The sequence below is a fragment of the Faecalibacterium sp. IP-1-18 genome, assembly GCF_023347355.1.
Classification (GTDB): Bacteria; Bacillota; Clostridia; order Oscillospirales; family Ruminococcaceae; genus Faecalibacterium; species Faecalibacterium prausnitzii.
Genome location: NZ_CP094472.1, coordinates 304978 through 331448, shown reverse-complemented (window position 1 = coordinate 331448; position 26471 = coordinate 304978). Strand labels below are relative to the sequence as shown.

27 protein-coding genes are annotated in these 26471 nt (G+C 59.6%); 12 read left to right on the top strand and 15 right to left on the bottom strand.

The features are described 5' to 3' along the window. Window positions 1–24: 24 nt before the first annotated feature. The 3 genes from MTP43_RS01595 to MTP43_RS01585 all read right to left on the bottom strand — a co-directional run bounded on the left by MTP43_RS01595 (window position 25) and on the right by MTP43_RS01585 (window position 3329). Entirely contained in the window at window positions 25–252 is a 228-nt protein-coding gene (locus MTP43_RS01595; protein ID WP_044960207.1) for a DUF1653 domain-containing protein, read from the bottom strand. A gap of 79 nt (window positions 253–331) precedes the next feature. Continuing rightward, window positions 332–2149 (bottom strand): molecular chaperone DnaK, encoded by a 1818-nt coding sequence (gene dnaK, locus MTP43_RS01590; protein WP_097782944.1) that lies wholly within the window; start codon window positions 2147–2149, stop codon window positions 332–334. Window positions 2150–2231: 82 nt separating this feature from the next. Further along, complete coding sequence (locus MTP43_RS01585) at window positions 2232–3329, bottom strand: SseB family protein (RefSeq protein WP_097782943.1); 1098 nt, start codon at window positions 3327–3329, stop codon at window positions 2232–2234. A gap of 147 nt (window positions 3330–3476) precedes the next feature. Between MTP43_RS01585 and MTP43_RS01580 the strand changes: the two genes are divergently transcribed. The 5 genes from MTP43_RS01580 to tatC all read left to right on the top strand — a co-directional run bounded on the left by MTP43_RS01580 (window position 3477) and on the right by tatC (window position 8887). Further along, window positions 3477–5216: an ABC transporter ATP-binding protein gene (locus MTP43_RS01580; protein WP_302183093.1), complete on the top strand. Its 1740-nt coding sequence runs from the start codon at window positions 3477–3479 to the stop codon at window positions 5214–5216. Further along, window positions 5213–6988, top strand: a complete 1776-nt coding sequence (locus MTP43_RS01575) for an ABC transporter ATP-binding protein (protein WP_015537272.1) — start codon at window positions 5213–5215, stop codon at window positions 6986–6988. Before MTP43_RS01580 ends, MTP43_RS01575 begins: the two co-directional genes overlap by 4 nt. 257 nt (window positions 6989–7245) lie before the next feature. Continuing rightward, a complete protein-coding gene (locus tag MTP43_RS01570) occupies window positions 7246–7788 on the top strand; it encodes a twin-arginine translocase TatA/TatE family subunit (RefSeq protein ID WP_113620723.1) in 543 nt (180 codons plus the stop codon). 101 nt (window positions 7789–7889) lie between these two features. Further along, entirely contained in the window at window positions 7890–8087 is a 198-nt protein-coding gene (tatA, locus tag MTP43_RS01565; RefSeq protein ID WP_015537270.1) for a twin-arginine translocase TatA/TatE family subunit, read from the top strand. A 2-nt stretch (window positions 8088–8089) separates the two neighbouring features. Continuing rightward, entirely contained in the window at window positions 8090–8887 is a 798-nt protein-coding gene (gene tatC, locus MTP43_RS01560; RefSeq protein ID WP_005922805.1) for a twin-arginine translocase subunit TatC, read from the top strand. Window positions 8888–9041: 154 nt separating this feature from the next. Here the strand turns inward: tatC and MTP43_RS01555 are convergent, their stop codons facing one another. Then, window positions 9042–11303, bottom strand: a complete 2262-nt coding sequence (locus MTP43_RS01555) for a glycogen/starch/alpha-glucan phosphorylase (RefSeq protein ID WP_113620722.1) — start codon at window positions 11301–11303, stop codon at window positions 9042–9044. Between the two features lie 187 nt (window positions 11304–11490). Between MTP43_RS01555 and MTP43_RS01550 the strand changes: the two genes are divergently transcribed. After that, window positions 11491–12348, top strand: a complete 858-nt coding sequence (locus MTP43_RS01550; protein WP_113620721.1) for an AraC family transcriptional regulator — start codon at window positions 11491–11493, stop codon at window positions 12346–12348. A gap of 121 nt (window positions 12349–12469) precedes the next feature. After that, complete coding sequence (locus MTP43_RS01545) at window positions 12470–12727, top strand: heavy-metal-associated domain-containing protein (RefSeq protein ID WP_097782938.1); 258 nt, start codon at window positions 12470–12472, stop codon at window positions 12725–12727. Between the two features lie 169 nt (window positions 12728–12896). On the opposite strand, the gene MTP43_RS01540 is transcribed toward MTP43_RS01545, so the two are convergent. The 4 genes from MTP43_RS01540 to MTP43_RS01525 all read right to left on the bottom strand — a co-directional run bounded on the left by MTP43_RS01540 (window position 12897) and on the right by MTP43_RS01525 (window position 15369). Beyond that, complete coding sequence (locus MTP43_RS01540; RefSeq protein WP_055186729.1) at window positions 12897–13604, bottom strand: LrgB family protein; 708 nt, start codon at window positions 13602–13604, stop codon at window positions 12897–12899. Next, window positions 13597–13920 (bottom strand): CidA/LrgA family protein, encoded by a 324-nt coding sequence (locus tag MTP43_RS01535; protein ID WP_154252096.1) that lies wholly within the window; start codon window positions 13918–13920, stop codon window positions 13597–13599. The genes MTP43_RS01540 and MTP43_RS01535 overlap by 8 nt, the downstream gene beginning before the upstream one ends. Window positions 13921–14168: 248 nt before the next feature. Continuing rightward, on the bottom strand, window positions 14169–14927 hold the full coding sequence (locus MTP43_RS01530; protein WP_113620719.1) for a nuclease-related domain-containing protein: 759 nt from the start codon (window positions 14925–14927) through the stop codon (window positions 14169–14171). A gap of 10 nt (window positions 14928–14937) precedes the next feature. Beyond that, window positions 14938–15369, bottom strand: coding sequence for an RrF2 family transcriptional regulator (locus MTP43_RS01525; RefSeq protein ID WP_005922796.1), 432 nt, complete (start codon window positions 15367–15369; stop codon window positions 14938–14940). 236 nt (window positions 15370–15605) lie between these two features. Between MTP43_RS01525 and cysK the strand changes: the two genes are divergently transcribed. After that, window positions 15606–16538, top strand: coding sequence for a cysteine synthase A (gene cysK, locus MTP43_RS01520; RefSeq protein ID WP_113620718.1), 933 nt, complete (start codon window positions 15606–15608; stop codon window positions 16536–16538). A gap of 646 nt (window positions 16539–17184) precedes the next feature. After that, on the top strand, window positions 17185–18135 hold the full coding sequence (locus tag MTP43_RS01515; RefSeq protein WP_005921245.1) for a tRNA dihydrouridine synthase: 951 nt from the start codon (window positions 17185–17187) through the stop codon (window positions 18133–18135). A gap of 223 nt (window positions 18136–18358) precedes the next feature. Here MTP43_RS01515 and MTP43_RS01510 read toward each other — a convergent pair whose 3' ends face one another. Next, window positions 18359–18604 carry an IreB family regulatory phosphoprotein gene (locus MTP43_RS01510; RefSeq protein WP_005921243.1) on the bottom strand — a complete coding sequence of 82 codons (246 nt, stop codon included), beginning with the start codon at window positions 18602–18604 and terminating at the stop codon, window positions 18359–18361. A 164-nt stretch (window positions 18605–18768) separates the two neighbouring features. On the opposite strand from MTP43_RS01510, the gene MTP43_RS01505 reads away from it, so the two are divergent. After that, window positions 18769–19176 carry a holo-ACP synthase gene (locus MTP43_RS01505; protein WP_015537267.1) on the top strand — a complete coding sequence of 136 codons (408 nt, stop codon included), beginning with the start codon at window positions 18769–18771 and terminating at the stop codon, window positions 19174–19176. Between the two features lie 140 nt (window positions 19177–19316). Further along, on the top strand, window positions 19317–19667 hold the full coding sequence (locus tag MTP43_RS01500) for a type II toxin-antitoxin system PemK/MazF family toxin (protein WP_005921241.1): 351 nt from the start codon (window positions 19317–19319) through the stop codon (window positions 19665–19667). Between the two features lie 66 nt (window positions 19668–19733). On the opposite strand, the gene MTP43_RS01495 is transcribed toward MTP43_RS01500, so the two are convergent. The 4 genes from MTP43_RS01495 to MTP43_RS01480 all read right to left on the bottom strand — a co-directional run bounded on the left by MTP43_RS01495 (window position 19734) and on the right by MTP43_RS01480 (window position 23304). Further along, a complete protein-coding gene (locus MTP43_RS01495) occupies window positions 19734–21107 on the bottom strand; it encodes a sigma-70 family RNA polymerase sigma factor (RefSeq protein ID WP_015537266.1) in 1374 nt (457 codons plus the stop codon). A gap of 51 nt (window positions 21108–21158) precedes the next feature. Next, a complete protein-coding gene (gene ymfI, locus MTP43_RS01490) occupies window positions 21159–22160 on the bottom strand; it encodes an elongation factor P 5-aminopentanone reductase (RefSeq protein WP_236130749.1) in 1002 nt (333 codons plus the stop codon). A 240-nt stretch (window positions 22161–22400) separates the two neighbouring features. Then, the gene (locus MTP43_RS01485; protein WP_044959752.1) at window positions 22401–22901 is read right to left on the bottom strand and encodes a nucleoside deaminase; all 501 of its coding nucleotides are present in this window, start codon (window positions 22899–22901) and stop codon (window positions 22401–22403) included. 13 nt (window positions 22902–22914) lie between these two features. Beyond that, window positions 22915–23304, bottom strand: coding sequence for a CPBP family intramembrane glutamic endopeptidase (locus MTP43_RS01480; protein WP_005921234.1), 390 nt, complete (start codon window positions 23302–23304; stop codon window positions 22915–22917). Between the two features lie 200 nt (window positions 23305–23504). Here MTP43_RS01480 and MTP43_RS01475 point away from each other — a divergent pair, with 200 nt between their 5' ends. Continuing rightward, entirely contained in the window at window positions 23505–24362 is an 858-nt protein-coding gene (locus MTP43_RS01475; RefSeq protein WP_005921232.1) for a DegV family protein, read from the top strand. A gap of 174 nt (window positions 24363–24536) precedes the next feature. Here the strand turns inward: MTP43_RS01475 and MTP43_RS01470 are convergent, their stop codons facing one another. Both MTP43_RS01470 and MTP43_RS01465 read right to left on the bottom strand, forming a co-directional pair. Beyond that, complete coding sequence (locus MTP43_RS01470) at window positions 24537–25310, bottom strand: TSUP family transporter (RefSeq protein ID WP_005921231.1); 774 nt, start codon at window positions 25308–25310, stop codon at window positions 24537–24539. 159 nt (window positions 25311–25469) lie between these two features. Continuing rightward, window positions 25470–26459, bottom strand: a complete 990-nt coding sequence (locus MTP43_RS01465; RefSeq protein ID WP_005921228.1) for a dipeptidase — start codon at window positions 26457–26459, stop codon at window positions 25470–25472. Window positions 26460–26471 lie beyond the last annotated feature (12 nt).

Genomic DNA, 26471 nt, shown 5'->3' with positions numbered 1-26471 from the left:
ATAACGGGATTCAAGCCGGGCGCATCACTCCCCGATATAGGTAAAGCGGGGCTGGGTAACGCCGTCCCGGGTCACGGTTTCCAGCCACATGGCGGCGGGGCGCACCCACAGCCCGCCCTCGCCGTACAGGGCGCGGTACACCACCATTTCCTCCTCGGTCTCGCTGTGGCGTGCCACGCCCAGCACCTGATACTCGTTGCCTTTAAAGTGGCGGTAGCGCCCGGGGCGCACCGGATATTGCAGTTCCTTCATAACTGTTCCCTTCTCTTTCTGCAAAAAGGGCTGCTGCGCCGGGCGGGTGCAGCAGCCCACAAACCTTATATTATAAATATTACAGCGTGCTGTCCGTTCCATCGCCGGGGGTCTGCTCGGCAGAGTACAGCAGCATCAGGTGGTTGGCCGAGGCTTCCAGCTGGCTCTTGGCCTGCCGCAGGGCGGCTTCCTCAGTCTCGTTCATCTTTTCGGGCTTATCCTTGCGCAGGCAGTGGCGCAGGTTGGCAAGGTCGGCCTTCACGCGGGCCTTTTCGTCCTTGTCCAGCTCTTTTTTGCACTTGGAAAGTGCTTCATCCACCTTGTAGGCCAGCACCTCGGCCTGATTGTGCAGGTTCAAGCGCTCCTTGCGGCGGCTGTCCTCAGCCTCGTAAGCGGCGGCGTCTGCCATGGCGCGCTGGATCTCGTTTTCGGAAAGGTTGGTGCTGCCGGTAATGGTAATGTTCTGCTCCCGCCCGGTGGCAAGGTCTTTTGCAGATACCTTCACCACGCCGTTCACGTCGATATCAAAGGTGACCTCGATCTGGGGCTTGGACGAGAAGCTTGCCCGGATGCCGTTCAGCTTGAACTTGCCAAGGGACTTATTGTCCCGCGCAAAATGGCGCTCGCCCTGCAGAACGTTGATCTCCACGCTGGTCTGCATGGGACGGGCGGTAGTAAAGATCTGGCTCTTGCGGGTGGGGATCATGCTGTTGCGGGTGATCAGCGGGGTGGCGACCCCGCCCAGCGTCTCGATGGACAAGGTCAGCGGGGTCACGTCCATCAGCACCAGTCCCTGCGCCGCCGCGCCGGTGGCACCCGCCAGCTTGCCGCCGCCCTGCAGCAGTGCACCCTGCACCGCTGCACCCATGGCAACGCACTCATCCGGGTTCAGGCTGTGGCTGGGCTCCTTACCCAGCAGCTCCCGCACCTGCCGTTCCACGGCGGGCATCCGGGTGCTGCCGCCCACCAGCAGCACCTTGCCCAGCTGGCTGGCAGAGATGCCGGCATCCCGCAAAGCGTTCTGCACCGGGGTCACGGTGCGGGACAGCAGATCGCCGGTCATCATCTCGAATTGCGGGCGGGACAACGCGATATCCAAGTGGTGCGGCCCGTCCTTGCCCACCGCGATAAAGGGCAGGTTCAGCTGGGCAGAGGGCGCACTGGAAAGCTCCTTCTTGGCCTTTTCCGCTTCCTCCTTCAGCCGTCCCATGGCGGCGGGGTCGCGGGTCAGGTCGATGCGGTCAGACTTTTTGAACTCGGCCACAGCGTACTCCACGATGCGCTGGTCAAAGTCGTCGCCGCCCAGATGGGTGTCGCCGCCGGTGGCCAGCACCGTAAAGGTGCCGTCCTCGATCTCGATGATGGACACATCAAAGGTGCCGCCGCCAAGGTCGTAGACCAGGATCTTCTGCGCGGCTTCGTTGTCCAGACCGTAGGCCACCGCGGCGGCGGTAGGCTCGTTGATGATGCGCAGCACGTTCAGCCCCGCAATGCGGCCTGCATCCTGCGTGGCCTTGCGCTGGCTGTCGTCAAAATAGGCAGGCACGGTGATGACGGCTTCGGTGACCGACTCGCCCAGATAGCTCTCGGCGTCCCGGCGGATCTTGGCAAGGATCATGGCGCTGATCTCCTGCGGGGCAAGGTCCTTGCCGTCAATATGCGCCCGGTAGTCCGAACCCATGTACCGCTTGATGCTGGAGATCGTGCGCCCGGAATTCGTGGCGATCTGGCGCTTGGCCGCGCCGCCCACCAGACGCTCGCCGTCCTTGGTAAAGGCCACCACGCTGGGGGTGGTGCGCTCGCCCTCTGCATTGGTGATGACCACAGGCTTGCCGCCCTCCACCACTGCCACACAGGAATTGGTCGTACCCAGATCAATGCCGATCACTTTGCTCATACTGTTTCCTCTGTTTCTTGTCCGCCGTGTCTGCGGGCTGTTTTTTCTCCAGTCTATCTTACAGGACGGCTGTGACCATTTTTTAGTCCAATTGTAAAGATTCTATGTTGTATGCCGCCGGAGCCGTGGGCGGCTCGTGGGTCAGCGCATAGAGCAGCTGCTCGGTCTCCTGCAGCCAGCGGTCGGCGTCCGGCTCGTGCTCCCGCTGCAAAATGGTAAACGCCTGCTTTGCCTCTGCCGCCTGCGCCAGCGCCTTTTTGCGGGAGGTGTAGCGGGTCTCGTACTGCGCCAGCCGCAGGCAGACCCGGGGCGTATACTCGATATCCGGCATCGCTGCCGCGTTCTGCCGCGCCCGGCGGTACCACAGCAGTGCCTTGCCGTTGTCGCCCCGGGCGGCGCAGTCATCGCCAAGGTTCAAAAGGGCGATGGGCTCTCCGCTTTCGGCTGCGGCCTTCCACAGCTTGCGCGCCTGCGCAGCGCTTTTGGGTACGCCGCGCCCCTGATACAGGCACTCGCCCAGCAGCGAGAGCCCGGCAGAACTGCCCTGCTCGGCGGCTTTCTGGTAGCACTCTGCCGCTGCCGCCCAGTGTCCGGCGCGGGCAGCTTCTTTCCCGGCTTCGGCCTCCTCTGCGCCGGGGCCCTCCGGGGTGTGGCCTGCGTGCAGCAGACCGTTGAGCAGCGCACCGTCCAGCGAGGCGGAATTGCTCCACGGGTCCAGCACCACACCGTCGATGCCCGGGGTGTCCAGCGCCAGCTGCATGGCCTGCTCCAAGGTGCGGTCAGCCATGGGGCGGCTGCCGGTGCTGCGGTCCGCACCGGCCGCTGCCACCGAGGTGAACAGCGGCAGCCAGCAGCGTCCCTTATCGTTGCGCAGCGTCCACAAGGCAAGGCCGTCGGCCTTTTCCGCCGGGATGGGATGCTCCATCCACGGGGCGGGCGCACCCTGCGCCGAAAGCGCCGTCTGCAGCGGCACCAGCACATGGGTTTCCAGCTCCAGCGCGTAATTCAAAGCGCTCATCAGGGTCCAGAAGCTCTCCTCGTTCTGCCCCTTGTACAGCCCCTGCACCGCCTGCTCGATGGCCGGGCAGCCGGTGCCGCGCGGGCTGTACACCGGTGCGGTGCGGCTGCGGCTGCGGCCCACCGGGCGGAAGCGTACCCCGCCGTCTGTTCGTCTTGCCATTGTGTTCACCATACTTCCCTATCAATCTCAGCTCTAGTATAACAGGATTTGGCAGCTTGTACAATGCAAAACACAGCTGCGGCACTGGATTTTCAGTATACATCGCGTTATAATAAGGTGTATTTTGACCCCGAAGGAGGAATTTTTTTGAACCGGATGCTTGGCTACCTGAAGGGCTACGAGCGCGAAAGTGTGCTTGCACCGCTCTTTAAGATGCTGGAAGCCACCTTTGACCTGTTTGTGCCACTGGTCATGGCGGATATCGTCAATGTGGGCATTGCAGCACATGACCTGCATTATATTCTGGTGCGGTGCGGCCTTTTGCTGCTGCTGGCTTTCATCGGCCTTACCTGCAGCCTGACCGCGCAGTATTTTTCCGCCAAGGCGGCGGTGGGCTACTCCACCGCGCTGCGGCACGCCCTGTTTGCCCATATCCAGAGCCTGAGCTTTTCAGAGATGGATACACTGGGCACCAGCACCCTCATTACCCGCATGACCAGCGATGTCAATCAGGTGCAAAGCGGGCTCAACCTGTTTTTGCGCCTGTTCCTGCGCAGCCCCTTTGTGGTGCTGGGCGCCATGGTCATGGCCTTTACGGTCAACGCCCGGGCGGCAATGATCTTTGTCGTCACCATCCCGCTGCTCAGCGTGGTGGTGTTCGGCGTGATGGTGGTCACCCGGCCGCTGTATAAGACCGTGCAGACCCGGCTGGACCGGGTGCTGGGCCTGACCCGCGAGAACCTGACCGGCGTGCGCGTGGTGCGCGCCTTTGATAAGGAGCAGAGCGAGATCGACCGCTTTGAGGACGCCAACGCCCTGCTGACCGGGATGCAGCTGCACGTCGGCCATCTTTCGGCGCTGATGAATCCGCTGACCTATGTGCTCATCAACCTTGCCATCGTGGCGCTGCTGTATGTGGGCAGCATCGAGATCAACGTGGGCGGCATGGCCTCCGGTGATGTGATTGCGCTGGTAAACTACATGAACCAGATCCTTGTGGAGCTGGTAAAGCTTGCCAACCTCATCGTACAGATCAGCAAGGCGCTGGCCTGCGCAGGCCGTGTGCAGGCGGTGCTGGATACAAAGCCCGGCATGACCTTCCCGGCAAAGCTTCTGGGCGAAGTGCCCGCCGACAAGACCGGCGATGCCGTGCGCTTTGACCATGTAGGTCTGACCTACGCCGGGGCAGGCGCACCCAGCCTGACCGATATCAGCTTTACCGCGAAAAAAGGCCAGACCATCGGCGTCATCGGCGGCACCGGCAGCGGCAAATCCAGCCTTGTAAACCTCATCCCGCGCTTTTACGATGCCACCGAGGGCAGCGTGGAGATCTTTGGCCGTCCTGTGGCCAGCTACCCCCGGGACGCTTTGCGCGGCAGGGTTGCGGTGGTCATGCAGAAGGCGCAGCTCTTCGGCGGCACCATCCGCTCCAATCTGCTGTGGGGCAACAAGGATGCCACCGACGCCGACCTGTGGGCGGCGCTGGAAACGGCACAGGCCGCAGACTTTGTGCGTGCAAAGCCCCTTGGGCTGGACGAGCCGGTGGAGCAGGGCGGACGCAACCTTTCCGGCGGACAGAAGCAGCGGCTCACCATCGCCCGTGCGCTGGTGGGCAAGCCGGACATTTTGATTTTGGATGACAGCGCCAGTGCGCTGGACTACGCCACCGACGCCGCCCTGCGCAAGGCACTGGCGGCGCTGCCCGGGGCACTGACCGTGTTCATCGTCAGCCAGCGTGCCGCCAGTTTGCAGCACGCCGACCAGATTCTGGTGCTGGATGACGGCCATCTGGTGGGCATCGGCACCCACAGCGCCCTGCGCAGCAGCTGCCCGGTGTACGAGGAGATCTACGAGAGCCAGTTCAAAAAAGGGGAGGCAGAAGCATGAGTGCAAAAGCAAAAAACAAGCTGACCCCGCAGCAGCGCAAGGCCACCCTGAACCGGGTGCTGCACAAAATACGTCCGTACAGCGCCTTTGTGGTGTGCAGCCTGCTGGTGGCGGCGGTCAGCGTAGCCGCTCAGCTGTATATCCCCATCCTGTGCGGCGACGCCATTGATAAGATGCTGGGCAAGGGCAATGTAGACCTTGCCGGGGTGCTGCGCATTGCAGTAAGCATTCTGGTGGTGGCAGCCGTAGCCGCCCTTGCGCAGTGGCTTTTGAGCGTGTGCAACAACCGCATCACCTTCTCGGTCAGCCGTGATCTGCGCAACGAGGCGCTGCGCAAAATTCAGACCCTGCCGCTGTCCTATCTGGACAGCCACCCCTCCGGCGATATCGTCAGCCGCATGGTGGCGGATGTGGACACCTTTGCGGACGGCCTGCTGATGGGCTTTACCCAGCTGTTCTCCGGCATCCTGACCATTTTGGGCACCCTGCTGTTCATGCTGCGGGAGAATGTGCCCATCACGCTGGTGGTAGTGTGCATTACCCCGCTGAGCCTTGTGGTGGCGGGCTTTCTGGCAAAGCGCAGCTACGGCTACTTCCAGAGCCAGAGCACCGTCCGCGGCAAGCAGACCGCGCTGGTCAACGAGATGATCGAAGGCCAAAAGGTGGTGCAGGCCTTTGGCCACGAAGCCGAAAGCCTTGCCGCCTTTGACGAAGTGAACGGACAATTACAGGACGTGAGCCTGAAGGCCATCTTCTTCTCCAGCCTGACCAACCCCGCCACCCGCTTTGTGAACAACATCGTGTACGCAGGCGTGGGTCTTGTGGGTGCGCTGTACGCCGTGCGCGGCGGCATCACCATCGGTCAGCTGAGCGTCTTTTTAAGCTACGCCAACCAGTACACGAAGCCCTTCAACGAGATCTCGGGCGTGGTCACCGAGCTGCAAAACGCACTGGCCTGCGCCGCCCGGGTGTTTGAACTGCTGGACGCCGAGGATCAGGTGCCGGAGGCTGAAAACGCCGCCGCGTTGCAGCCGGACGGCCATGTGCAGCTGCAGGATGTTTCTTTCCGCTACCTGCCCGACCGCCCGCTCATCGAGGGGCTCTCGCTGGACGTGCAGCCCGGCCAGCGCATTGCCATCGTAGGCCCCACCGGCTGCGGCAAGACCACCCTCATCAATCTGCTGATGCGTTTCTATGATGTGAACAGCGGCAGCATCAAGGTGTCCGGCACCGATATCCGGGATGTGACCCGCGCCTCCCTGCGCGGCAGCTACGGCATGGTGCTGCAGGACACCTGGCTGCGTGCCGGCACGGTGCGGGAGAACATTGCCTACGGCAAGCCGGACGCCACCATGGACGAGGTGATTGCCGCCGCCAAGGCTGCCCACGCCCACAGCTTTATCCGCCGCCTGCCCGATGGCTACGACACTGTCATTGCAGAGGACGGCGGCAATATCAGTCAGGGACAAAAGCAGCTGCTCTGCATCGCCCGCGTGATGCTCTGCCTGCCGCCCATGTTGATCTTGGACGAAGCCACATCCTCCATTGATACCCGCACTGAGGTGCGCATCCAGAAGGCCTTTGCCCGCATGATGCAGGGGCGTACCAGCTTTATCGTGGCACACCGCCTTTCCACTATCCGGGAGGCAGATGTCATCCTTGTGATGAAGGACGGCCACATCGTGGAGCAGGGCAACCACGACCAGCTGCTGGCGCAGGGCGGCTTCTACGCCAAGCTCTACAATAGCCAGTTCGAGGGCGTGCAGACCTGAGGACGCTGTTGTATCCTATCCAAACTGTAATAACGAATGACGAAAATGCACTTTGTTAAATAAAACAGGCCGAATAGGCACTCGTTCATAAAATATTAATAATATATTAACATTCAGTACACCACTTTTCGGTATACATAGGGCAACAAAGGCGCGCAGTGCGCCGAACCCCCGCCAAAAAGGGCAAAAACGCGCAGACTGCTGTGGTGTGCGGCGGTCTTGGAAATGCCCTTGGTACAGGAAAGGAAACGTTACTTATGAAAATTGGTTTTTGGGAACTTATCGTCATCGTCATCGTGGCGTTTGTGTTCATCGGCCCGGACCAGCTGCCTGTCTACGCAAAGAAGATCGGCAAGATGCTCCGCGAGCTGAAGAAATACACCGGCGCTGCTTCTGAGGAGATTCAGAAGAACGTGGTGGAGCCGCTGAACGAGATTCAGGCTCCCCTGAAAGAGGCTGTTGCCCCCCTGACTGATATCAAAAAAGATATCGACAGCAGCATGCGGGACGTGACCAAGAGCTTTACCGGCATTGGCAAGACCAGCAAGGAGGAAGCCGCCAAGAAGCAGGCTGAGACCGAGGAGGTCACCGACCTGACCGAGGATGCTGTGGAGGAACTGCCCGAGCAGCCCGCCGAAGCCCCGGCTGAAACTGTGGAGGCTCCCGCCGAAAAGCCGGAGCAGGCCGCTGCCGAGGCCGCACAGCCTGCCGCCGAGCCGGTGGCTGAGCCTGTGCAGGAAGCCCCTGCCGCAGCCGAAGAAGCCGCCGAAGCTGCACCCGCTGAGGAAGCAAAGGTGTAAGCGCCCCTACTTATTTATGGATGCACCCGCGCCCGCGGTTGCCAGATACATTCTGTAATACGCCCGCCACGCGGCGCGGCAAGAAAAAGGAGATATTTATTATGCGTATTGGTACTAATGAGCTGCTGATCATTCTGGTTGTCGTTCTGCTGATCTTTGGACCCAAGAACCTGCCGAAGCTGGGCAAGATGTTCGGTAAGACCATCAATGGCTTTAAGAAGGGCATGGAGGACGAGGACGCCGAGCAGTCCGAGGAGACTGTAAAGAAGGCTGATAAGAAGGACGAAGACGAGGAGTAATTGTGGCTACAAACAAAAAGCGCAAAAAGAAAGCCGAAGTCATGGCAGAGGACGGCAGCATGACGCTGACCGGCCATCTGAAAGAACTGCGGAACCGGCTCATCATCTGCGCGGTGGTGTTTGTGGTGGGCGTGGTGGTCTCGCTGGCGTATGCAGACCGTCTGATCGATCTGCTTACCGCCATGGGCCGCGACTATTACCAGTTCGTGTCCATTGCCCCGCAGGAAAAACTGATGCAGTATTTCCGGGTGTCCATTCTGGCCGGTGTGGTGGTAACGGTGCCTGTGGCCTTTTACAACATCTACGCCTTTGCAAAGCCGGGTCTGAAAAAGAGCGAGAGCACCTTTTTCAAACTGGTCATGCTGCTGGGTCTGATCCTGTTCTGCGTGGGCGTGCTGTTTGCCTATAAGCTCATGATGCCGTTCATGCTGCGGTTCCTCAGCACCGGCATCGAGGGTGCTGAGTACATCCAGACCACCACCAGTATCGAGAGCTACGTCAACCTCTGCCTGACCATGTTCATCATCTTTGGCTGCGTGTTCGAGATGCCGCTGATCACCATCATCCTTTCCAAGATGGGCATCATCAACCCGCAGATCCTCAAGCAGGTGCGCGGCGTGGCCATCGTGGTCATCTTCTTCATCGCTGCTGTGGTCACCCCGCCGGACATCGTGTCCCAGTGCATGGTGGCTTTCCCCATGGTGCTGCTGTATTTCGTCAGCATCTTCCTGAGCGGCATCTTCTATAAGCCGCGCGATACGGATGAGGATGACGAGGAAGAAGAGGAGAGCGAGGACTGATCCCGCTTCTGTTCCGGTTTTCATCAACTGAATCAAACGCCGCTGCACGGCTGTGCAGCGGCGTTTCTTGTTGGCACGGAAACAAAAAAGCTGCCGCACAGCTTTGTGCAGCAGCCTATGAGAAAATAAAGGAGAAACGCAGGTTCAAAAAAGATCATTTGCCCAGATGCCAGATATCGCGGTCGTACTCGGCAATGGTGCGATCAGAGGAGAACATGCCAGCCTTGGCAATGTTCACAAGGCACTTACGCCGCCAGCCCGTGGGGTCGCAGGCGTAATCGCTGAGGGCCTGTCCCTTGCGCACAACGTAGGCATTGAAGTCCGGCAGGGTCTGGAACCAGTCCTTGTGGATCAGCTCGTCGTGCAGGCGGGTCAGGTTTTCGGCATGACCGGCGGCCAGCATCTCCGGCCCGGTCAGGAAGCTGATGGCGCGGCGGATGTTGGCATCGCCCTCCACCCACTGGGCGGGGTCGTAATCGCCCACGGCGTAGCGGTGGATGACCTGATCGGAGGTCTGGCCGAAGATATAGATGTTCTCCTCGCCCACCTGCTGGCTGATCTCCACGTTGGCACCATCCATGGTGCCCAGCGTCAGCGCACCGTTCAGCATAAACTTCATGTTGCCGGTGCCGGAGGCCTCCTTGGAGGCAAGGCTGATCTGCTCGGACAGGTCGCAGGCCGGGATCAGCTTTTCGGCGGCGGTGACGTTGTAGTTTTCCACGAACACCACCTGCAGCCACTTGGACACCTCCGGGTCTGCGGCAATGACCTTGGAGAGGGTCAGCAGCGCATGGATGATGTCTTTTGCAATGGTGTAGGCGGGAGCGGCTTTTGCGCCGAAGATGCTCACCAGCGGCACAGCGGGCAGGTGTCCTGCCTTGATCTCGTAGTACTGGTGGATGAGGTACAACAGGTTGAGCTGCTGGCGCTTATACTCATGCAGGCGCTTGGACTGGATATCGAACACGGCATCGGTGTTCACGCTCACTTTCTGGGTGTGCAGCAGCCAGTCTGCCAGCGCTTCCTTGTTGGCCTTTTTCACGGCGGTCAGCTCGCTGAGCACCGTCTCGTCATCGACAAAGGCCAGCAGCTTTTCCAGCTCGGCGGCGTCCTTGCGGAAGCCGGAGCCGATGTGCTTTTCCAGCGTTGCAGTCAGGCGCGGGTCGCATTCCAGCAGCCAACGGCGGAAGGTGATGCCGTTGGTCTTGTTATTGAACTTCTCCGGGTACAGCTCGTAGAAGCCGTGCAGCTCGGAGTTTTTCAAAATCTCGGTGTGCAGCGCTGCCACGCCGTTGGTAGAGTGGGTAAAGTGGATATCCATGTGTGCCATGTGCACCCGGTCGTCCTTGTCGATAATGGCAAGGCTCTCATCCTCGGTGCGGGTGCGTGCCAGCGCATCCAGCTTTTCAATGATGGGCATCAGCTGCGGCACTACGGCATCCAGATAGGCGCGGGGCCACTTTTCCAGTGCCTCGGCCAGAATGGTGTGGTTGGTGTAGGCGCAGGTCTTGGTGACGATCTCCACGGCCTCTTCAAACTCGATGCCGCGCTCGCCCAGCAGACGGATCAGCTCCGGGATGACCATGCTGGGGTGGGTGTCGTTGATCTGGATAGCGGCGTAGTCCGCCAGATCATGGAAGTTGCAGCCCCGGGCGGCGCACTCGGCCAGAATGAGCTGTGCACCGGCAGAGACCATCAGGTACTGCTGGTACACCCGCAGACGGCGGCCTGCCTCGTCGGAATCGTCCGGGTAGAGGAAGAGGGTCAGGTTCTTGTCGATGGCAGTCTTGTCGAAGGCAATGCCGTCATGGACGATGCTCTCGTCGATGGTGTCCAGATCGAACAGGTTCAGGGTGTTGGTGCGCCCCTCGTAGCCGGTGACCGCCAGCTTGTACAGCCGGGCGGTGTACTCCTTGCCCGCCAGTTCCACCGGGTAGGTGGTGTCGGTCTTTTCCGCCCAGCTGTGGGCAGTGAGCCACGGGTCGGGCTTTTCGTTCTGCACGCCATCCTCAAAGGACTGATGGAACAGACCAAAATGGTACCGCAGACCTACGCCGTCGCCGGGCAGGTTCAGCGTTGCCAGAGAGTCGAGGAAGCAGGCAGCCAGACGCCCCAGACCGCCGTTGCCCAGAGAAGGCTCCGGCTCTACCTCTTCAATGTCGGAAAGGCGCTTTCCGGCAGCAGCCAGCGCAGACCGGGCTTCATCGTACAGCCCCAGATTGATGAGGTTGTTGGACAGCAGCTTGCCAATAAGGAATTCGGCGCTGATATAGTACAGCTTGCGCCCGGTGACCGGCTGCACGCGGTCGGCGCTCTTCTGCCGCACAAGTTCCAGCAGTGCCAGATACAGCTCTTGGTCGGTGCAGTCTGCCAACAGCTTGCCGGTGATACTCTGTAACGTTTCGGTAAAGCTCATAAAAGCATCCTCCTTTGCTAGGGTGCATCTGAAAAGTCGAAAATTCAGTCTATTTCTTTGTTTTCAGATACACCTTACGGAAAACAGGTTTGACATCTGTACTTCAAGATATACCACATAGAACGTTCAAAATCTTGCCTAAATAGTGCAAACTGTGGTACAATCCTATCATCAGGGGGGTGAGACGATGCAAAATCAGGCTTCTTTGCAGGAGACAAAACAGCACGGTGCAGTGCGGTTTCCGTTCAATTTGTATCCCTGCACCATTCCGGGGGATTTTCAGCAGGTGGCACTGCACTGGCACGAGAGCATGGAGCTGGTCTTTGTCAAGCAGGGCATGGGGCTGGTACAGGTGGGCGTGGTGACCTACCCGGCCTACCGGGGGGATATCTTTATTTTTGCCCCAGGCACGCTCCACGCGCTGCGGCAGGCAGAGGGACAGCGCATGGAATACGAAAATATCATCTTTGAGCCGGAGTTGCTGGGCGGCGCAGAGGACCTTTGCGCCGAAAAATATCTGCTGCCGCTGCAAAGCGGGCGGCTTTCGCTGCCGGTGCGTCTGACCCCGAACGATTTGTGCTATCTGCAAGCCGCCGCCTGCCTGCGGGAGCTGGAGGATGCCAACCGCGCCAAGCGCCCCGGCTATGAGCTGCTGGTAAAAGGGGCGCTGCTGCGCTTTCTTGCCCTGCTCATTGCGCAGGGCAGGCAGCAGCTTCCCGCCGAAACCGCCGACACCCAGCGGCTGAAAGCGGTGCTGCAATGGCTCTCCGCCCATTATGCCGAGCCGCTCCGGGTAGCCGATGCCGCCGGGGTCTGCTCCTTCAGCGCCAGCCATTTTATGCGCTGGTTCCGGCAGATGACCGGGCAGAGCTTTATTGCCTTTCTGAACGAGTATCGGCTGAACACCGCCGCCGAGGCGCTGCGAACCACCGATGAGACCGTGCTGACCATCGCCTCCCGGTGCGGGTTTGAGAATCTTTCCTATTTTAACCGGGCGTTCAAGGCGCATTTTGGCATGACCCCGCGGGAGTACCGAAAAAAATAAGCAAAGCGCTTGACAGCTGCGGCTGTATGGCGTATGATGTGGGCAGCGGCTTTTCTCGGAGTGAAAAGTTAGTCAATTCTAACTATCATTTTATAAGATATTCCTGAAAGAAGGTATAAAAATGATCCAGACGACCGTAGAAGTAGGCGGCATGGCGTGTTCCATGTGCGAAGCCCATATCAATGACACCGTGCGCAATGCATTTCCTGTGGATAAAGTCTCGTCCTCCCACGCCAAGGGCAAGACCGTGATCCTTTCCAAGGAGCCGCTGGACGAAAACGCGCTCCGCGCCGCCATTGAAGCCACCGGGTACCATGTGGGCACCATCCACAGCGCACCGTATGAAAAGAAGGGGCTGTTCTCCTTTTTCAAAAAGTGATATGTCCCCCGCCGTGTTCAGCCGTATCGACAAAAATAAGGCGCAATACTGATCTCTACCAACCATTCTTCTTTTCACCTCTTTTTTGTTTTCCACCCACAGAGAAACACCCCCGGCAGCCGCAATGGCCGCCGGGGGTGTTTCTGTATCTTTAGATTTGCACTCGGCTTTAGTGGACAAAGCCCACGAACACCGGGCAGAGCACGGCGGTCAGCACACCGGCTACGGCAATGGAAAGGCCGCTCATGGCACCTTCCACATCACCCATCTGCAGCGCCTTGCTGGTGCCCACGGCATGGGCTGCCGTGCCGATGCCCACGCCCTTGGCGATGGGGTCGGTGATGTGGAACAGCTTGCACACGGTCTCGGCCAGCAGTGCACCCACGATGCCGGTCACGATGACGATGGCACCGGTCAGGGCGGCAATGCCGCCCAGCTCAGCGGCCACATCCATGCTGATGGCGGTGGTCACGGACTTCGGCAGCAGAGTAGCGTACTGCTCCTGGGTCAGATCCATTGCCAGCGCCAGTGCAAAGGCGCTGCCCAGACTGACCAGCGTACCCACCGAGATGCCTGCGATGATGGCGGGCGCATTCTCCTTGAGCAGATCCAGCTTTTCATACAGCGGGATGGCCAGCGCCACCGTGGCGGGCAGCAGCAGATAGCTTACCGGCGCGGCGCTGGTCTTGTAGTCCCCGTAGGGGATATTGCACACCGACAGAAAAATGATGACAAAAATACTGCCCAGCAGCAGCGGGTTAAAGATGGCCTTGCCGGTCACCCGGTTGATGAGCACACCCAGCCCAAAGGCTGCCAGCGTAAGCAGCACGCCCCATGCCACAGAGCCGGTCAGAAAGTCGTTCAGCAGCTCAGTCATGGTCGGCCTCCTCTTTTTTATTGCGGGCGGTCAGCGCCTGCGTGGTGCGGCCTGCGGCCGCCATTACCAGCACCGTCACCGGCAGAATGGCGATCAGGATGGGCAGCAGCAGCTGTCCCATCTCTGCCCACAGCTCCATGATGCCCGCAGCGGCGGGCACGAACAGCAGCGGAAAAATACCGGTCAGGTAGGTGCCGGTTTCCTTGACCTGCTCCAGCTTTACAACACCGGCGGTCAAAGCTGCCAGCAGCAGCACCAAGCCGTACACACTGGCAGGCACCGGCAGCGGCAGCACCGCGTGCAGCACCTCGCCCAGAAAACAGAACGCAAGAATGCGCCCGAACTGAAAAATATACTTCGTGTCAGAACTCCCCTTTCTGGTCTTATGGTCTTATAACGAACAGACAACGGGCTTTTTGCCCGGAATTTTCTGTCTCACACAAAGTAAAAGTATACCGCGGACTGCCCGCTCCATCAACCGTAAATCTTGCCAAGAAGTTCTGCACCTTTTGCGCAGAACTGTACAAAAAAACGCACCGGGCCAAGGCCGGTGCGCAGAATCAATTATTCCTGATAGGTAAAATGACAGTGTGGGTAATTCGAGCACCCCCAGAAGGTTTGCCCTGCGTGATTCCCTCGTTGAGCTACCCTCATAACGAGCTGTCCGCCGCATCGCGGACAAGTCCAAGTTCCATCCGCTTGAACGACTGGATATTGCTTTGCCTGAACGTCTCTTATATGGGCGTCTTTTTGCCAGCCGCTTGCTTCTGTGAAATTCACAAGTATTGCATAAAGTGCATCCATTTTCTCATCTGATAGCTGAGTGCCTGTACACCGAGCATTATACTCAATATCCCTTCGGAGATATAGGGCATAGGTCACATGATGCATTCCGCTTGTGAGCTGAATGTTCTTTAGTTCACAATTGTTTCCAAATACTACATAGGAATAGTATGGGACAGTATCATCCTTCAGCAGTTCCATCAATGCGCAAATATGCGTCTCATTCTGCCGGAGAGGGTTATAAAAGGAGTACTTTTGCGTTGTATGAAATTTTCCCCTCAGACATTGCGTCCAATGTTCTTGCTCTTCATTGCCGAAAATCCAGCCACTGTAATTTTTGGATTCGATTACATAAAGTCCGGACTCGTGCAGAAAGACCATGTCAATCTCAGTTGTTCCTTTTTGGCCTACCGGGATATAACAATTCGGTAAAAGAGCTTTACGACCGTGGACTTTGTTCAGGGCTTTATAAATAATGTTTTCTCCAGCGTCTCCCCGTTCCTCCGGGCTACGAAAATCCCATCGAAATTGCTCAAACACGATAATGTCCTCAAATCACATAATCGTTGCCGGCCTGATCCGGCAGGGCAAGGTCTGCCAGTGTGATCTTGCCAAAATAGTCCGAGATCAGATCGTTGAGCCCCTTCCACATCTCGTAGGTGCGGCAGTTGGCCATCCGGGCGCAGGCAGAAGCCCCGGGGGTCAGGCAGCTTACCGGGGCAAGGCTGCCCTCGGTGAGCATCAAAATCTCGCTTACCGTGTACTGATCCGGGCTGCGGGTCAGCCGGTAGCCGCCGCCCTTGCCGCGCAGCCCCTCCAGAAAGCCGTTCTGCACCAGTACCTTGAGGATGTTCTCCAGATACTTTTCCGAGATCTCCTGCCGGGCGGCAACTTCCTTTAAGGGAACATATTTTTCAGACTGATGCTCCGCGAGGTCGATCATCACCCGCAGCGCATAGCGTCCTTTGGTCGAAACGATCATGATCCGTACTTCCTTCCGGTCAAAATTTATTATAACCCATTATACAACAGGGTAAGTCACTTTTCAATCCTACTTTTTTCAAAAAACCCCTTGACAAGCAGGGAAAACAGGGCTATAATGCCATCAAACCCACAAACGATGTTGGTTGAAAGGTTTAGAGGGAATCACAGCCGGGCACCCCGGCACAAGACAGGGCCATACGCCCCGTAACGATATCAGAAAGAGGGACAAGTATTATGAGCAAGATCTATACCGCCGCAGATCAGTTGATCGGTCACACCCCGCTGCTGGAGCTCAGCCATATTGAGAAGGAAGAGCAGCTGCCCGCCCACGTTATTGCCAAGCTGGAGTACTTCAACCCCGCTGGTTCTGTGAAAGACCGCATTGCGAAAAAGATGATCGACGACGCCGAGACCAAGGGTCTGCTGAAGGAAGGCTCCGTCATCATTGAGCCCACCTCCGGCAACACCGGCATCGGTCTGGCTGCTGTGGCAGCTGCCAAGGGCTACCGCATCATCATCGTGATGCCCGAGACCATGAGCGTGGAGCGCCGCCAGCTGATGAAGGCTTACGGTGCCGAGCTGGTGCTGAGCGAGGGTGCCAAGGGCATGAAGGGTGCCATTGCCAAGGCCGATGAGCTGGCAAAGGAGATCCCCAATTCCTTCATCCCCGGCCAGTTCGTGAACCCCGCCAACCCGCAGGCACACATCGAGACCACCGGCCCCGAGATCTGGGAGGATACCGATGGTAAGGTAGATATCTTTGTGGCAGGCGTTGGCACCGGCGGCACCGTGACCGGCGTTGGCAAGTACCTCAAGAGCAAGAATCCCGATGTCAAGGTGGTGGCTGTTGAGCCTGCTTCCTCCCCTGTGCTGAGCAAGGGCACTGCCGGTGCACATAAGATCCAGGGCATCGGCGCAGGCTTTGTGCCGGACGTGCTGGACACCACCGTCTATGACGAGATCATCGCCGTGGAGAACGACGACGCCTTTGCCACCGGCCGTCTGATCGGCCACAAGGAGGGCGTGCTGGTGGGCATCTCCTCCGGTGCTGCCGTCTGGGCTGCTATCCAGTTGGCAAAGCGCCCGGAGAACGCCGGCAAGAACATCGTTGTCCTGCTGCCCGATACCGGCGACCGCTACCTGTCCACCCCGCTGTTTGCTGAATAATCCCCAAAAAACTCTCCTCTCCCGCTCTGCACCCCGCAGGGCGGGAGTTTTTGTTTGGGGACAAGACTATTTGAAATGGCTTCCGCTGCGCTCTAGCCATATTCAGCGGAAGAATTATTTGATATTTCGCGTTTGGAGCGACCGCGTTTGCGGAGCGTAGCGTAGCAATGAAAGCCCCAGTGGGGCTTTTAAGCGGCAGAGCGGTCTGCGTTAGCAGATGGAGGGGCGTTGCCCCGACAAGCTCTGCGGAGCGCTCCAAACGCTATTTTCACAGAAGGGGTCGTAAAGGGAAACGGCAGGTGCAGCGCCGCTTTCTGCGAAAGCGCGGCGCTGCCGGCGTGCCCGCTCCCCGGGGGGAGCTGTCGCGCAGCGACTGAGGGGCTTTGAATCGGCGGAGCCGGAAAAAACGGTTAAAAGATCTTCACGCCGAACAGGCGTGAATCTTCAGTTTTTTCCGGTGCAGCCCACCCCTTTGGGGTTAAAAGGGGCGAGCAGCCCCTTTTTCGTGGCTCCAGCGCGTCGAAATCGCTGGCACTTTTCTGGTTCTCTTTTGGTGTCAAAAGAGAACATCCCCCGTCCCCTCCTCTTTTCCCTCACGCAATTTTATGCTACAATACCGGTAACAAAAACGTTTGGAGAAACGCCCATGCTTTATTATGCTGCCCCCATGGAGGGCTTCACAGACCGGGTCTGGCGGCAGACCCATCAGAAATGGTTCGGCGCACAAGGCGCTGCCGACCTCTATTATGCGCCGTTTATCTCCCCGCCGGAGAACCGGGTGCTCATTAAAAAGAAGATGGCAGAGCTTGCCCCGGAGGCAAACCCCGGTGCGCCGGTCATCCCGCAATTGCTGGCGAAGGACGGCGAGCTGGCTGCATGGATGATCGGTCAGCTGCGGGCGCTGGGCTATACCGAGGTGAACCTGAATCTGGGCTGCCCCGCCGGGACGGTGACCGCCAAGGGCAAGGGCTCCGGAATGCTGCGGGACCTTGCCAAGGTGGACGCCTTTCTGGACGGCGTATTCTCCCATGCCGAGGGGCCTGTCTCGGTCAAGACCCGGCTGGGGGTAGAGAAACCGGAGGAGTTTGCCGCCATTCTGGAAATTTATAGCCGCTACCCCATCTCGGAGCTGACCATCCATCCTCGGGTGATGCGGCAGCAGTACCGTGGGCAGGCCGACCGCGCCGCCTTTGCCGCTGCGCTGCCCCGGTGCACTATGCCGGTGTGCTACAACGGCGATGTGACCACCGCCGCCCAGCTCCACGCGCTGGAAAAGGAGTTCCCCGCCCTGTCCGGCATCATGGTAGGGCGCGGGCTCATCGCAGACCCTGCACTCTTCCGCAAAGCACGGGGCGGTGCACCCGCCACCAAAGAGGAGCTGCGGGGCTACCTGACCGACCTGTACCACGGCTACACCGAACTGTTTGGCAGCGCAGGCTGCGCCATCAGCCGGATGAAGGGGCACTGGTTCTACCTCATCCACTGCTTTGCCGGGGCAGAAAAGCTGGAAAAGCAACTGAAAAAGCTGCGGGAGCCGTGGGAGTATGAGGTGGTGGTGAACCAGATCTTCACCCTGCCGCTGGTGGAAAACGATTAAAATGGTCTCCAAAACCATCCTATCCATAATAAATGAGGCTTTTCCCTGCGACCCCACCCGTGAAAATGGGGTTCAGGAAAGTCCGCAGACTTTCCTGAACCCCGAAATTTAAAATAATCTTTCCTCTGAACATGGCCAGAGCAACGCGGAGGCCATTCCCAATCGTCCCACGCGCAAAAAAAGCCCGCCGTCTTGCAAGACAGCGGGGCTGAAAAGGACCGTATTACACGTTGAGGTAGCTGCGCAGCATAGCCTGCAGCAGATCGTCACGATCCACCTTGCGGATCATGGCACGGGCATTCTTATAGGTCGTAATGTAGGTAGGGTCTTCGGACAAAATGTAGCCCACCAGCTGATTGACCGGGTTATAGCCTTTTTCCTTCAAAGCATCATACACCTGTTGTACGATCTCGTGGATCTCATAGTCCTTTTTATCGTGGATGGAGAAAATCGCGGTTGCGTCTCCCACGCAATACACCCCCTTCGGTTGAAACTAGTCCCATTGTACACGAATTGCGCCGAAACTTCAAGATAATTACGCTGGATTTGCACATCCTGCACAAAATTTCCAGCAATGTTCCGGCAAGATGAACGATGTCCGGGCGGCATTCTGCCCGCGAAAGGAGCCTTTGTATGCTTTACGGCATCGGCTGCGACCTGTGCAGCCTTTCCCATCTGGAAAAAAGCCTTTCCTCTGCTCACGCGGCGGCCTTTGTGCGCCGGGTATACGGCCCGGCCGAGCAGGCGGCACTGGGGCTTTTGGAGGCCTCCCCTGCGCCGCTGAATGCCCACCGCCTTGCCAGCGCCGCCGCAGATTTTGCCGCCAAGGAGGCCTTTCTCAAGGCGGCGGGCACCGGCCTGCGGGAACCCTTTTCTCTATGTGAGATCGAGGCCGTCCGGCAGGAGAACGGTGCCCCGGCTTACCGTTTCAGCGGGCAGACTGCCGCATGGGTGGCGCAGCACCGGCTGCGTGCCCGGCTCTCTTTAAGCCACGAGGGCGGCATGGCGCTGGCCTTCTGCACGCTGGAAGAGGAAAGCTGACCACCCTTTGTGCATACAATGGAATATCGCCCCCGCACTGCATAAGCCGCACCCCGCCTGCGCATACTGAGAGCAGACAGGATGCGCCGGACGCATCACATAGCGGGGCACATCCTCCAGACAAACAGGAGGGAGATTCCATGGAGGTACACAGAGGAGAAGTTTTCTACGCCGATCTTTCGCCAGTGGTGGGCTCGGAGCAGGGCGGTGTGCGCCCGGTGCTGATCGTACAGAACGAGATCGGCAACCGGCACAGCCCCACTGTGATCGCGGCAGCCATTACATCCCGGCTGGACAAGACCCGCCTGCCCACCCACATCAACATCCGGGCGGCAGACACCGGCCTTGCCAAGGACAGCGTGGTGCTGCTGGAACAGATCCGCACGCTGGATAAGCACCGTCTGCGGGAGCGCGCCGGGCAGATCACCGCCGCCGACCAGAAGCGGGTGGATCAGGCGCTGGACGTAAGCCTTGGGCTGAGCTCGTACTGAAATTTTATTTATAAAGCAGAGACACCGGAGCGTCCACAGACGCTCCGGTGTCTCTATTTTTTAGTATTACTCGATCAGGCCGTTGAGCAGGGTCAGGCACTTGCGGCTGTGCAGCTTGCGGATGGCCTTGGCTTCGATCTGGCGCACACGCTCACGAGTGACGCCGAAGTCGCGGCCGACCTCTTCCAGCGTGCGGGGACGGCCATCATCCAGACCAAAGCGCAGGCGGATGACCTTTTCCTCGCGGGGGGTCAGGCTCTTGAGTGCCAGATTGATCTGCTGTGCCACCATGGCGCGGTCGGCTGCCTTGCCGGGTGCTTCGGCGTTCTCATCGGCGACAAAATCGCCCAGAGAGGAATCCTCTTCCTCACCCACGGGGCTTTCCAGGCTGGCGGGCTCCTGTGCCATGCGCTGGATCTCGCGCACGCGCTCCACGCTCATATCCATGGCCTTTGCCAGCTCCTCCGGGGTGGGCTCGTGGCCGTTCTGGTACACCAGCTGGTTGGTGGCCTGACGCATCCGGTTGATGGTCTCCACCATGTGCACCGGGATGCGGATGGTGCGGGCCTGATCCGCGATAGCGCGGGTGATGGCCTGACGGATCCACCAGGTAGCGTAGGTAGAGAAGCGGAAGCCGCGGTCGCAGTCGAACTTCTCGGCGGCCTTGATGAGGCCGATGTTGCCCTCCTGAATGAGATCAAGGAAGGCCAGATTATGGCCGACATGCTTCTTGGCGATGGACACCACCAGACGCAGGTTTGCCTCGCTCAGGCTGCGGCGGGCGTTCAGGCCGTCGCGGCGGGTCTTGAGCAGCTCCTGACGGCGTTCCTCGCTCAGGGGGCCGTTCTCCACGGCCTCCATGGCCTTTTCCTCGTCTGCCTTTTCCTCGGCATCCTCGGCAGACTTTTCGCCGTCCTCGTCCAGATCCTCGGTGTAGCTGCGGCTGTTCTCGTCCTCCTCAAAGGAGAAGCGGGCGCTGTTCTTCTTGATGTACTCCGGTGCGCCGTACTTCTGGCGGTCTGCCTGCAAAATGTGTGCAGCCTCGGCACCGGCATGGATGCGGCGGCTCAGCTCCACCTCCTGCTCGGCGCTCAGCAGCGGGATCTGACCGATCTGCTTGAGGTAGTTCTTCACCGGGTCGTCCAGCAGCTCGTCCATGGCAGCCTTCAGGTCTGCCGGGTTCTCCTCGGCATCCTCTTCGTTTTCATCGGCAAGGCCCATGTCATCGTTGTTGTTCTCGGCGTTCTCCACCTCAGCAATGATGCTGTCCACGTCCAGACTCGGCTCGTTCTCTTCCTCCAGGACCTTAATGCCGCGCTCCTCCAGCAGGGTGTAGAGGGTGTCTACATCCATGCGGCATTGTGCCGCCAGCGCCTTGGCCTCCTGTGCAGAGAGGGTGCCCTCGCCCTTAGTCAACAGTTCCTTCAAAGTCATGCCCATTTTTTCTCTCCTTCCCACTCCGGGGAATTTCCTGTAATATTGCCCTGTGCATCAGATCACAAGGCCGCCGTTCACCCCGAACACCTGTCCGGTGATGTATCCGGCATCCTCGCCGGCCAAAAAGACCAGCAGCTTTGCAACTTCTTCCGGGGTGCCAAGCCGACCCACAGGGGTCTCCTCGGCCAGCGCCGCCTTGTCCTCGGCGGTAAAAGCCGCCATCATGTCAGTCTCGATGACCCCGGGCGCTACGCAGTTCACCGTAATGCCGCTGGGGCCCTCTTCCTTCGCCAGTGCCTTGGTCAGGCCGATGAGCCCGGCCTTCGCGGCGGAATAGTGCACCTCGCAGCTGCCGCCGGTCTGGCCCCACATACTGCTCACGGTCAGAATGCGGCCCTGCTTGCGGCGGATCATGCCGGGCAATGCCAGCTGGCACAGGTGGAACGCGCCGCTCAGGTTCACGTCCAGCATCCGCTGCCACTCCTCCGGGGTGATGTCGGTAAACAGCTTCTGCTGCGCGATGCCGGCGTTGCACACCAACACATCCACCCTGCCCATGGCCTGCTCCACTGCGTGGAACGCCAGCTCACAGCTGGCGCGGCTGGCTACATCGCACTGGATGGCGATGCACCCGGGCAGCTGCTGTTCCAGCGCAGCGGCAGCAGCTGCGTTCTGGTGGTAGAGCACCGCCACCTGATACCCTGCTGCCGCAAAGGCGCGGGCAGCGGCAGCACCGATGCCCCGGTCGCCGCCGGAGATCAGCACCCGGCGCGCCGCAGCGGGTGCGGCAGGGGCAGGCCGCTCTTTTACAGGCTGCGGCGCAGGCGCTTCGGGCAGCTCCACCGCAGGCGGCTCTGCGGGCTTTTCCAGCGTGATCACCCGGGTGGGTTCGTCCACCGCAGGCGCTGCCGTTTTTCCCAGCGTCATGATGCGGGTAGGTTCATCCACCACCGGTTCCACCGGCGCAGCCGGCTTTGCAGCCGGTGCGGCAAGGGGCTCCGGTGCGCTCTCTTCCTCCGGCACTTGAAAGGTCAGTTCAAACTCGTCCTCGTACAAGAGTATATCCCTCCTGTTCGGTATTCTCGGCCGGGCGCAGTGCCCCAGCCGGAAAAACCCTGTGCCCATCCCCAGACAGTGCAGCGTTCCGTTTATGTGTCCGGCAAAGGTCCGGTGCTTTGGCGTGCCTGCCTGCAGTTGCGATGGGTTTCGACAAGATTCCATTGAATAATATACCACAATCCAGCCCAAAAAGAAAGTGGGAACTGCAATTTTTTACGCAGTTCCCACTATTTTTCCTTATTTTCCCCTGTTTTCGGGCACCGGGGGCTTCCAGCGGGGTCTGCCCGCCCGCTTTTCCCGCAGGGAAACAAAAAACGCCTGCAAAAGCTGCTGCGCCTCGGCCTCCCGCAGCCCCTTTTCCACTACCGGATGGTGGTTGAAGGGCAGCGCGAACAGGTCGGTCACCGAGCCGCAGCACCCGGCCTTGGTGTCGGCAGCACCGTACACCACCCGGCGCAGACGGCTGTTGATGATGCCGCCCGCGCACATGGGGCAGGGCTCTAAGGTGACGAACAGTTCGCACTCCCACAGCCGCCAGCCGCCCAGCGCCTTGCAGGCAGCGTCAATGGCCAGCAGCTCCGCGTGGTGCAAGGCGTTTTTCTCGGTCTCCCGGGTGTTGTGCGCCGTAGCCACCACCTCGCCGTGCCGCGCCACCACCGCACCCACCGGCACCTCGCCCAAGGCGGCGGCTTTGGCGGCTTCTTCCAGCGCAAGACCCATCAGTTCAAAATCGGTCATGTATCCCATCCTCTCATCCCATCGCCAGTACCAGCAGATTGTTTGCACTGTGCAGCAGCATCCCCGGCCAGAGATGTCCGGTGCGGTCTGCCAGCCACCCCAGACCCAGCCCGCACACCAGCGCATAGACCATGGCAGCGACGCTGCCGTGCTGCAAGGCAAACAGCACCGCCTGCAAAAGAATGGCCTGTCCCCTGCCCAGCGGCTGCGCCCGGCGCTGCACCGCGCCCCGGAACACCCCTTCCTCCGCCAGCGGAGCCAGCAGGCAGACCCGGAAAAACCGCGCCGCGCCGCCGGGCGGCACGGGCAGCAGCACCGCCAGCGCCTTGCCCGCCAGCAGATACCCTACCGCCCAGCCAAAGGCCGAAAGCAGCGCGGCGGTGCGGGGATTCAGCTTGTGCATGGTCGGTCTCCTCCTGCTGTGATTCGTTCCCGGTTATAGTACCATATCTGCCGCCGGGTGCGCAAGGTTTGGGCGTTCTGTCGTGGCAAATTTATGCAAATCATTGACACATCGCCCTAAATGGTGGTATAATAATTTCCAACCTTTTTAGCAAAAACGTTGCGTATACTGTATTTTACCGGTAGACCGGAGGTATTATTATGATCCGTATCCTCACCGATTCCGCGTGCGACATCCTGCCCGCCGAGGCGCAGCAGCTGGGCGTGACCGTGATCCCCCTGAACGTGACGCTGGAGGACGGCACCGTCCTGCGGGACGGCATCGACATGACCCCCAGCGAATACTATACCCATCTGGCAGCCTGCCGCAAGCTGCCCACCACCAGCCAGCCCAGCCCGGAGCAGTTCGAGCGGCTGTATCTGGACGCCGCTGCCGCCGGAGACGAGGTGCTGGGCATCTTTTTGTCCGATGCGCTGTCCGGCACCGGTCAGTGCGCCAGACTTGCTGCCGACCTTGCCAACGTGGATAATGTGGTGTTCGTGAACACCGAGAACGTCTGTCTGGGGCAGTCCTTGCTGGTGCGGCTGGCTGTGCAGCTGCGGGACGCCGGCAAGACGATCACCCAGATCGCCGCCGATCTGGAAAAGGCCAAGCAGCACCTGCATCTGGTAGCTGCCGTGGACGATCTGAAGTATCTGCGCAAGGGCGGCAGACTGTCCGCCGCCGCAGCTGTGGCGGGCGGTATGCTGGGCATCAAGCCCATCCTCGCCGTCATGGAGGGCAAGGTGGCGCTGGCCGGTAAGGCACGCGGTCTGCCCGGCGTGTATGTGGCGCTGTTCAAGAAGATCGACGAGATGGGCGGCATCCACCCGGGCTACACCCCGCTGCTGGGCTACACCGTCAACCACCGGGAGCTGCAGCCGCTGCTGACCTACCTGCAGGACAACCTGCATCTGGACGCACCGCTGGTGCGCCAGATCGGCTGCGTCATTGGCACCCACACCGGCCCCGGCGCCTTCGGCATCGCGTTCTTTGATAAAGAGCTGACGCTGGAATAAAACCTATTCGCAAAAACAAGTCGGACAGCCCGCGGGCTGCCCGACTTTATTTTTACCCGTGAAAAAGTAGTTCCGAAACGCCCGCAGGCGTTTCGGAACTACAAATAAAATATTCTTTCCGCTGATTATGGCCAGAGCAAAGCGGAGACCATTCCAAATCGTCCCGCCTTGCCCTTACAGCACCGCGTCCGAGATCAGCTTGCCCAGCAGCAGCACCAGCACCACCAGCATCATGGGGCGGATGAAGCGGGCACCCTTTTTCAGGGCAAAATGGGAGCCAAGCAGGTTGCCCAGAATGTTGCTGATGGCGCAGGGGATGCCGATGTGGAACACTACCAGACCGTTCATCAGATAGGTGAACAGGCTGGCGTAGTTGCTGGCCAGATTGAGTACCTTGCCGTTGCCGTTGGCGGTGCGCAGATCAAAGCCCATCAGGGTGGTAAAGGCAATGATGGCAAAGGTGCCGGTGCCCGGGCCCATGACGCCGTCGTACAGGCCGATGCCAAGGCCGATGGCCAGCGCCAGCAAAATCTTTTTCAGATCCAGCGTACCATCGTCCCGGTTCTCGTCCGGCAGGTTGCGCTGCCACAGAATGATGACCGCCGCCACCGGCAGGATGATGAACATCATGGTGCGCAGCATCTCATCGCTGAGCAGCAGCACGATGTGCGCGCCCAGCGCACTGCCCGCAAAGCTGCCGATGGCTGCAAGAACGCCCACCTTCACGTTCATGGCACCGCTTTTGAAAAAGTTTGCCGTGGCAAAGGTGGTGCCGCAGGCGGCGCTGAACTTGTTGGTGGCATAGGTGTAGTGGGGCGGCAGCCCGGCGAACAGATAGGCAGGCAGACTGATCAGCCCACCGCCGCCGGCTGCCGAATCCACAAAGCCTGCAAAGCCGGTCATCAGCATGAGAAACGCCATCATCCACGGCGAAATCGTGATACCCATTGTTATAATTCCTCTTATCTTTCCAAGTCGTTTGTTCTTTTTCAGGGGACGCGCGCCTTAGACCATATAAAACCTCCCCTCGCAGGGCAATACACAGCCCGGGATACCCGCGCAGCGCAGGGGTATCCCGGGCACATTTTGCAATTTTAAGACGTTTTATTACAGATTGTTTTTAAAGAAGCGGTATGCATTGCGCCAGTAGATGGCCTCTACCTCGTCCTCAGTAAAGCCCTCGCGGCGCAGTGCCTCGGCCAGCAGCGGCATATCTGCCGCCGTTTCCAGCTCGTGCTGACCGCCGATGCCGTCAAAATCGCTGCCAAGGCTGATGACCTCAATACCGCCCACCTGCTTGAAGTGTGCGGCGTGCTTTGCCAGCCGTTCCACCGTGCTGCGGCAAAGCTTGGGGTGTGCCGAGTCTGCGTCCACAAAGGAAGCGCAGTAGTTCAGCCCTGCAATGCCGCCCTTTTCTGCCAGTGCGCGGATCATCTCATCGGTCAGGTTGCGGTTGTGGGGCGACAGGGCACGGCAGTTAGAATGGCTTGCCGCAAAGGGACGGGTGCTGTGGTTTGCGATGTCCCAGAAGCCCTTATCGGAAAGGTGGCTCACGTCTGCGGTGATGTGCAGCTTTTCCATCTCTTCCAAAAAGGCAAAGCCCCGCTCGGTCAGGCCGGTCTCGGTGTTGGCCACCAGCGGCCCGCCGGGGTTTGCGTTGGGGGCTGCCAGCTCGTTGGGGTAGTTCCATGTCAGGGTCATCATGCGCACGCCCAGTTCCTGCAGCCGCCGCAGCACGCCCAGACTGCCCTTGCAGCAGCCGCCCTCTTCCACCGTCAGCATGGCGCTGAACTTGCCCTCGGCGCGGTTGCGCTCAAGGTCGGCAGCGGTGTACACCGGGGCGATCTTTTCCGAGTAAGCCGCCATGAGCCGCTTGAAGATGTCGATCTCCTCCAGCACGCTCACCAGCGGGTCGGCCCCGGGGGCGGGGTCGGCCAGATCCACATAGGCCGCAAAGCATTGCAGCAGATAATCCCCCTGCTGCAATTTTTCAAGGTCGATATGCAGATCGTTGTGCAAAAAGCTTTTGGGTGCGCCCGCCTTTTCGGCGCGGCGCAGTTCGTACAGGGTATCGCAATGCAGATCCCAAACCTTCATGATGGATACACT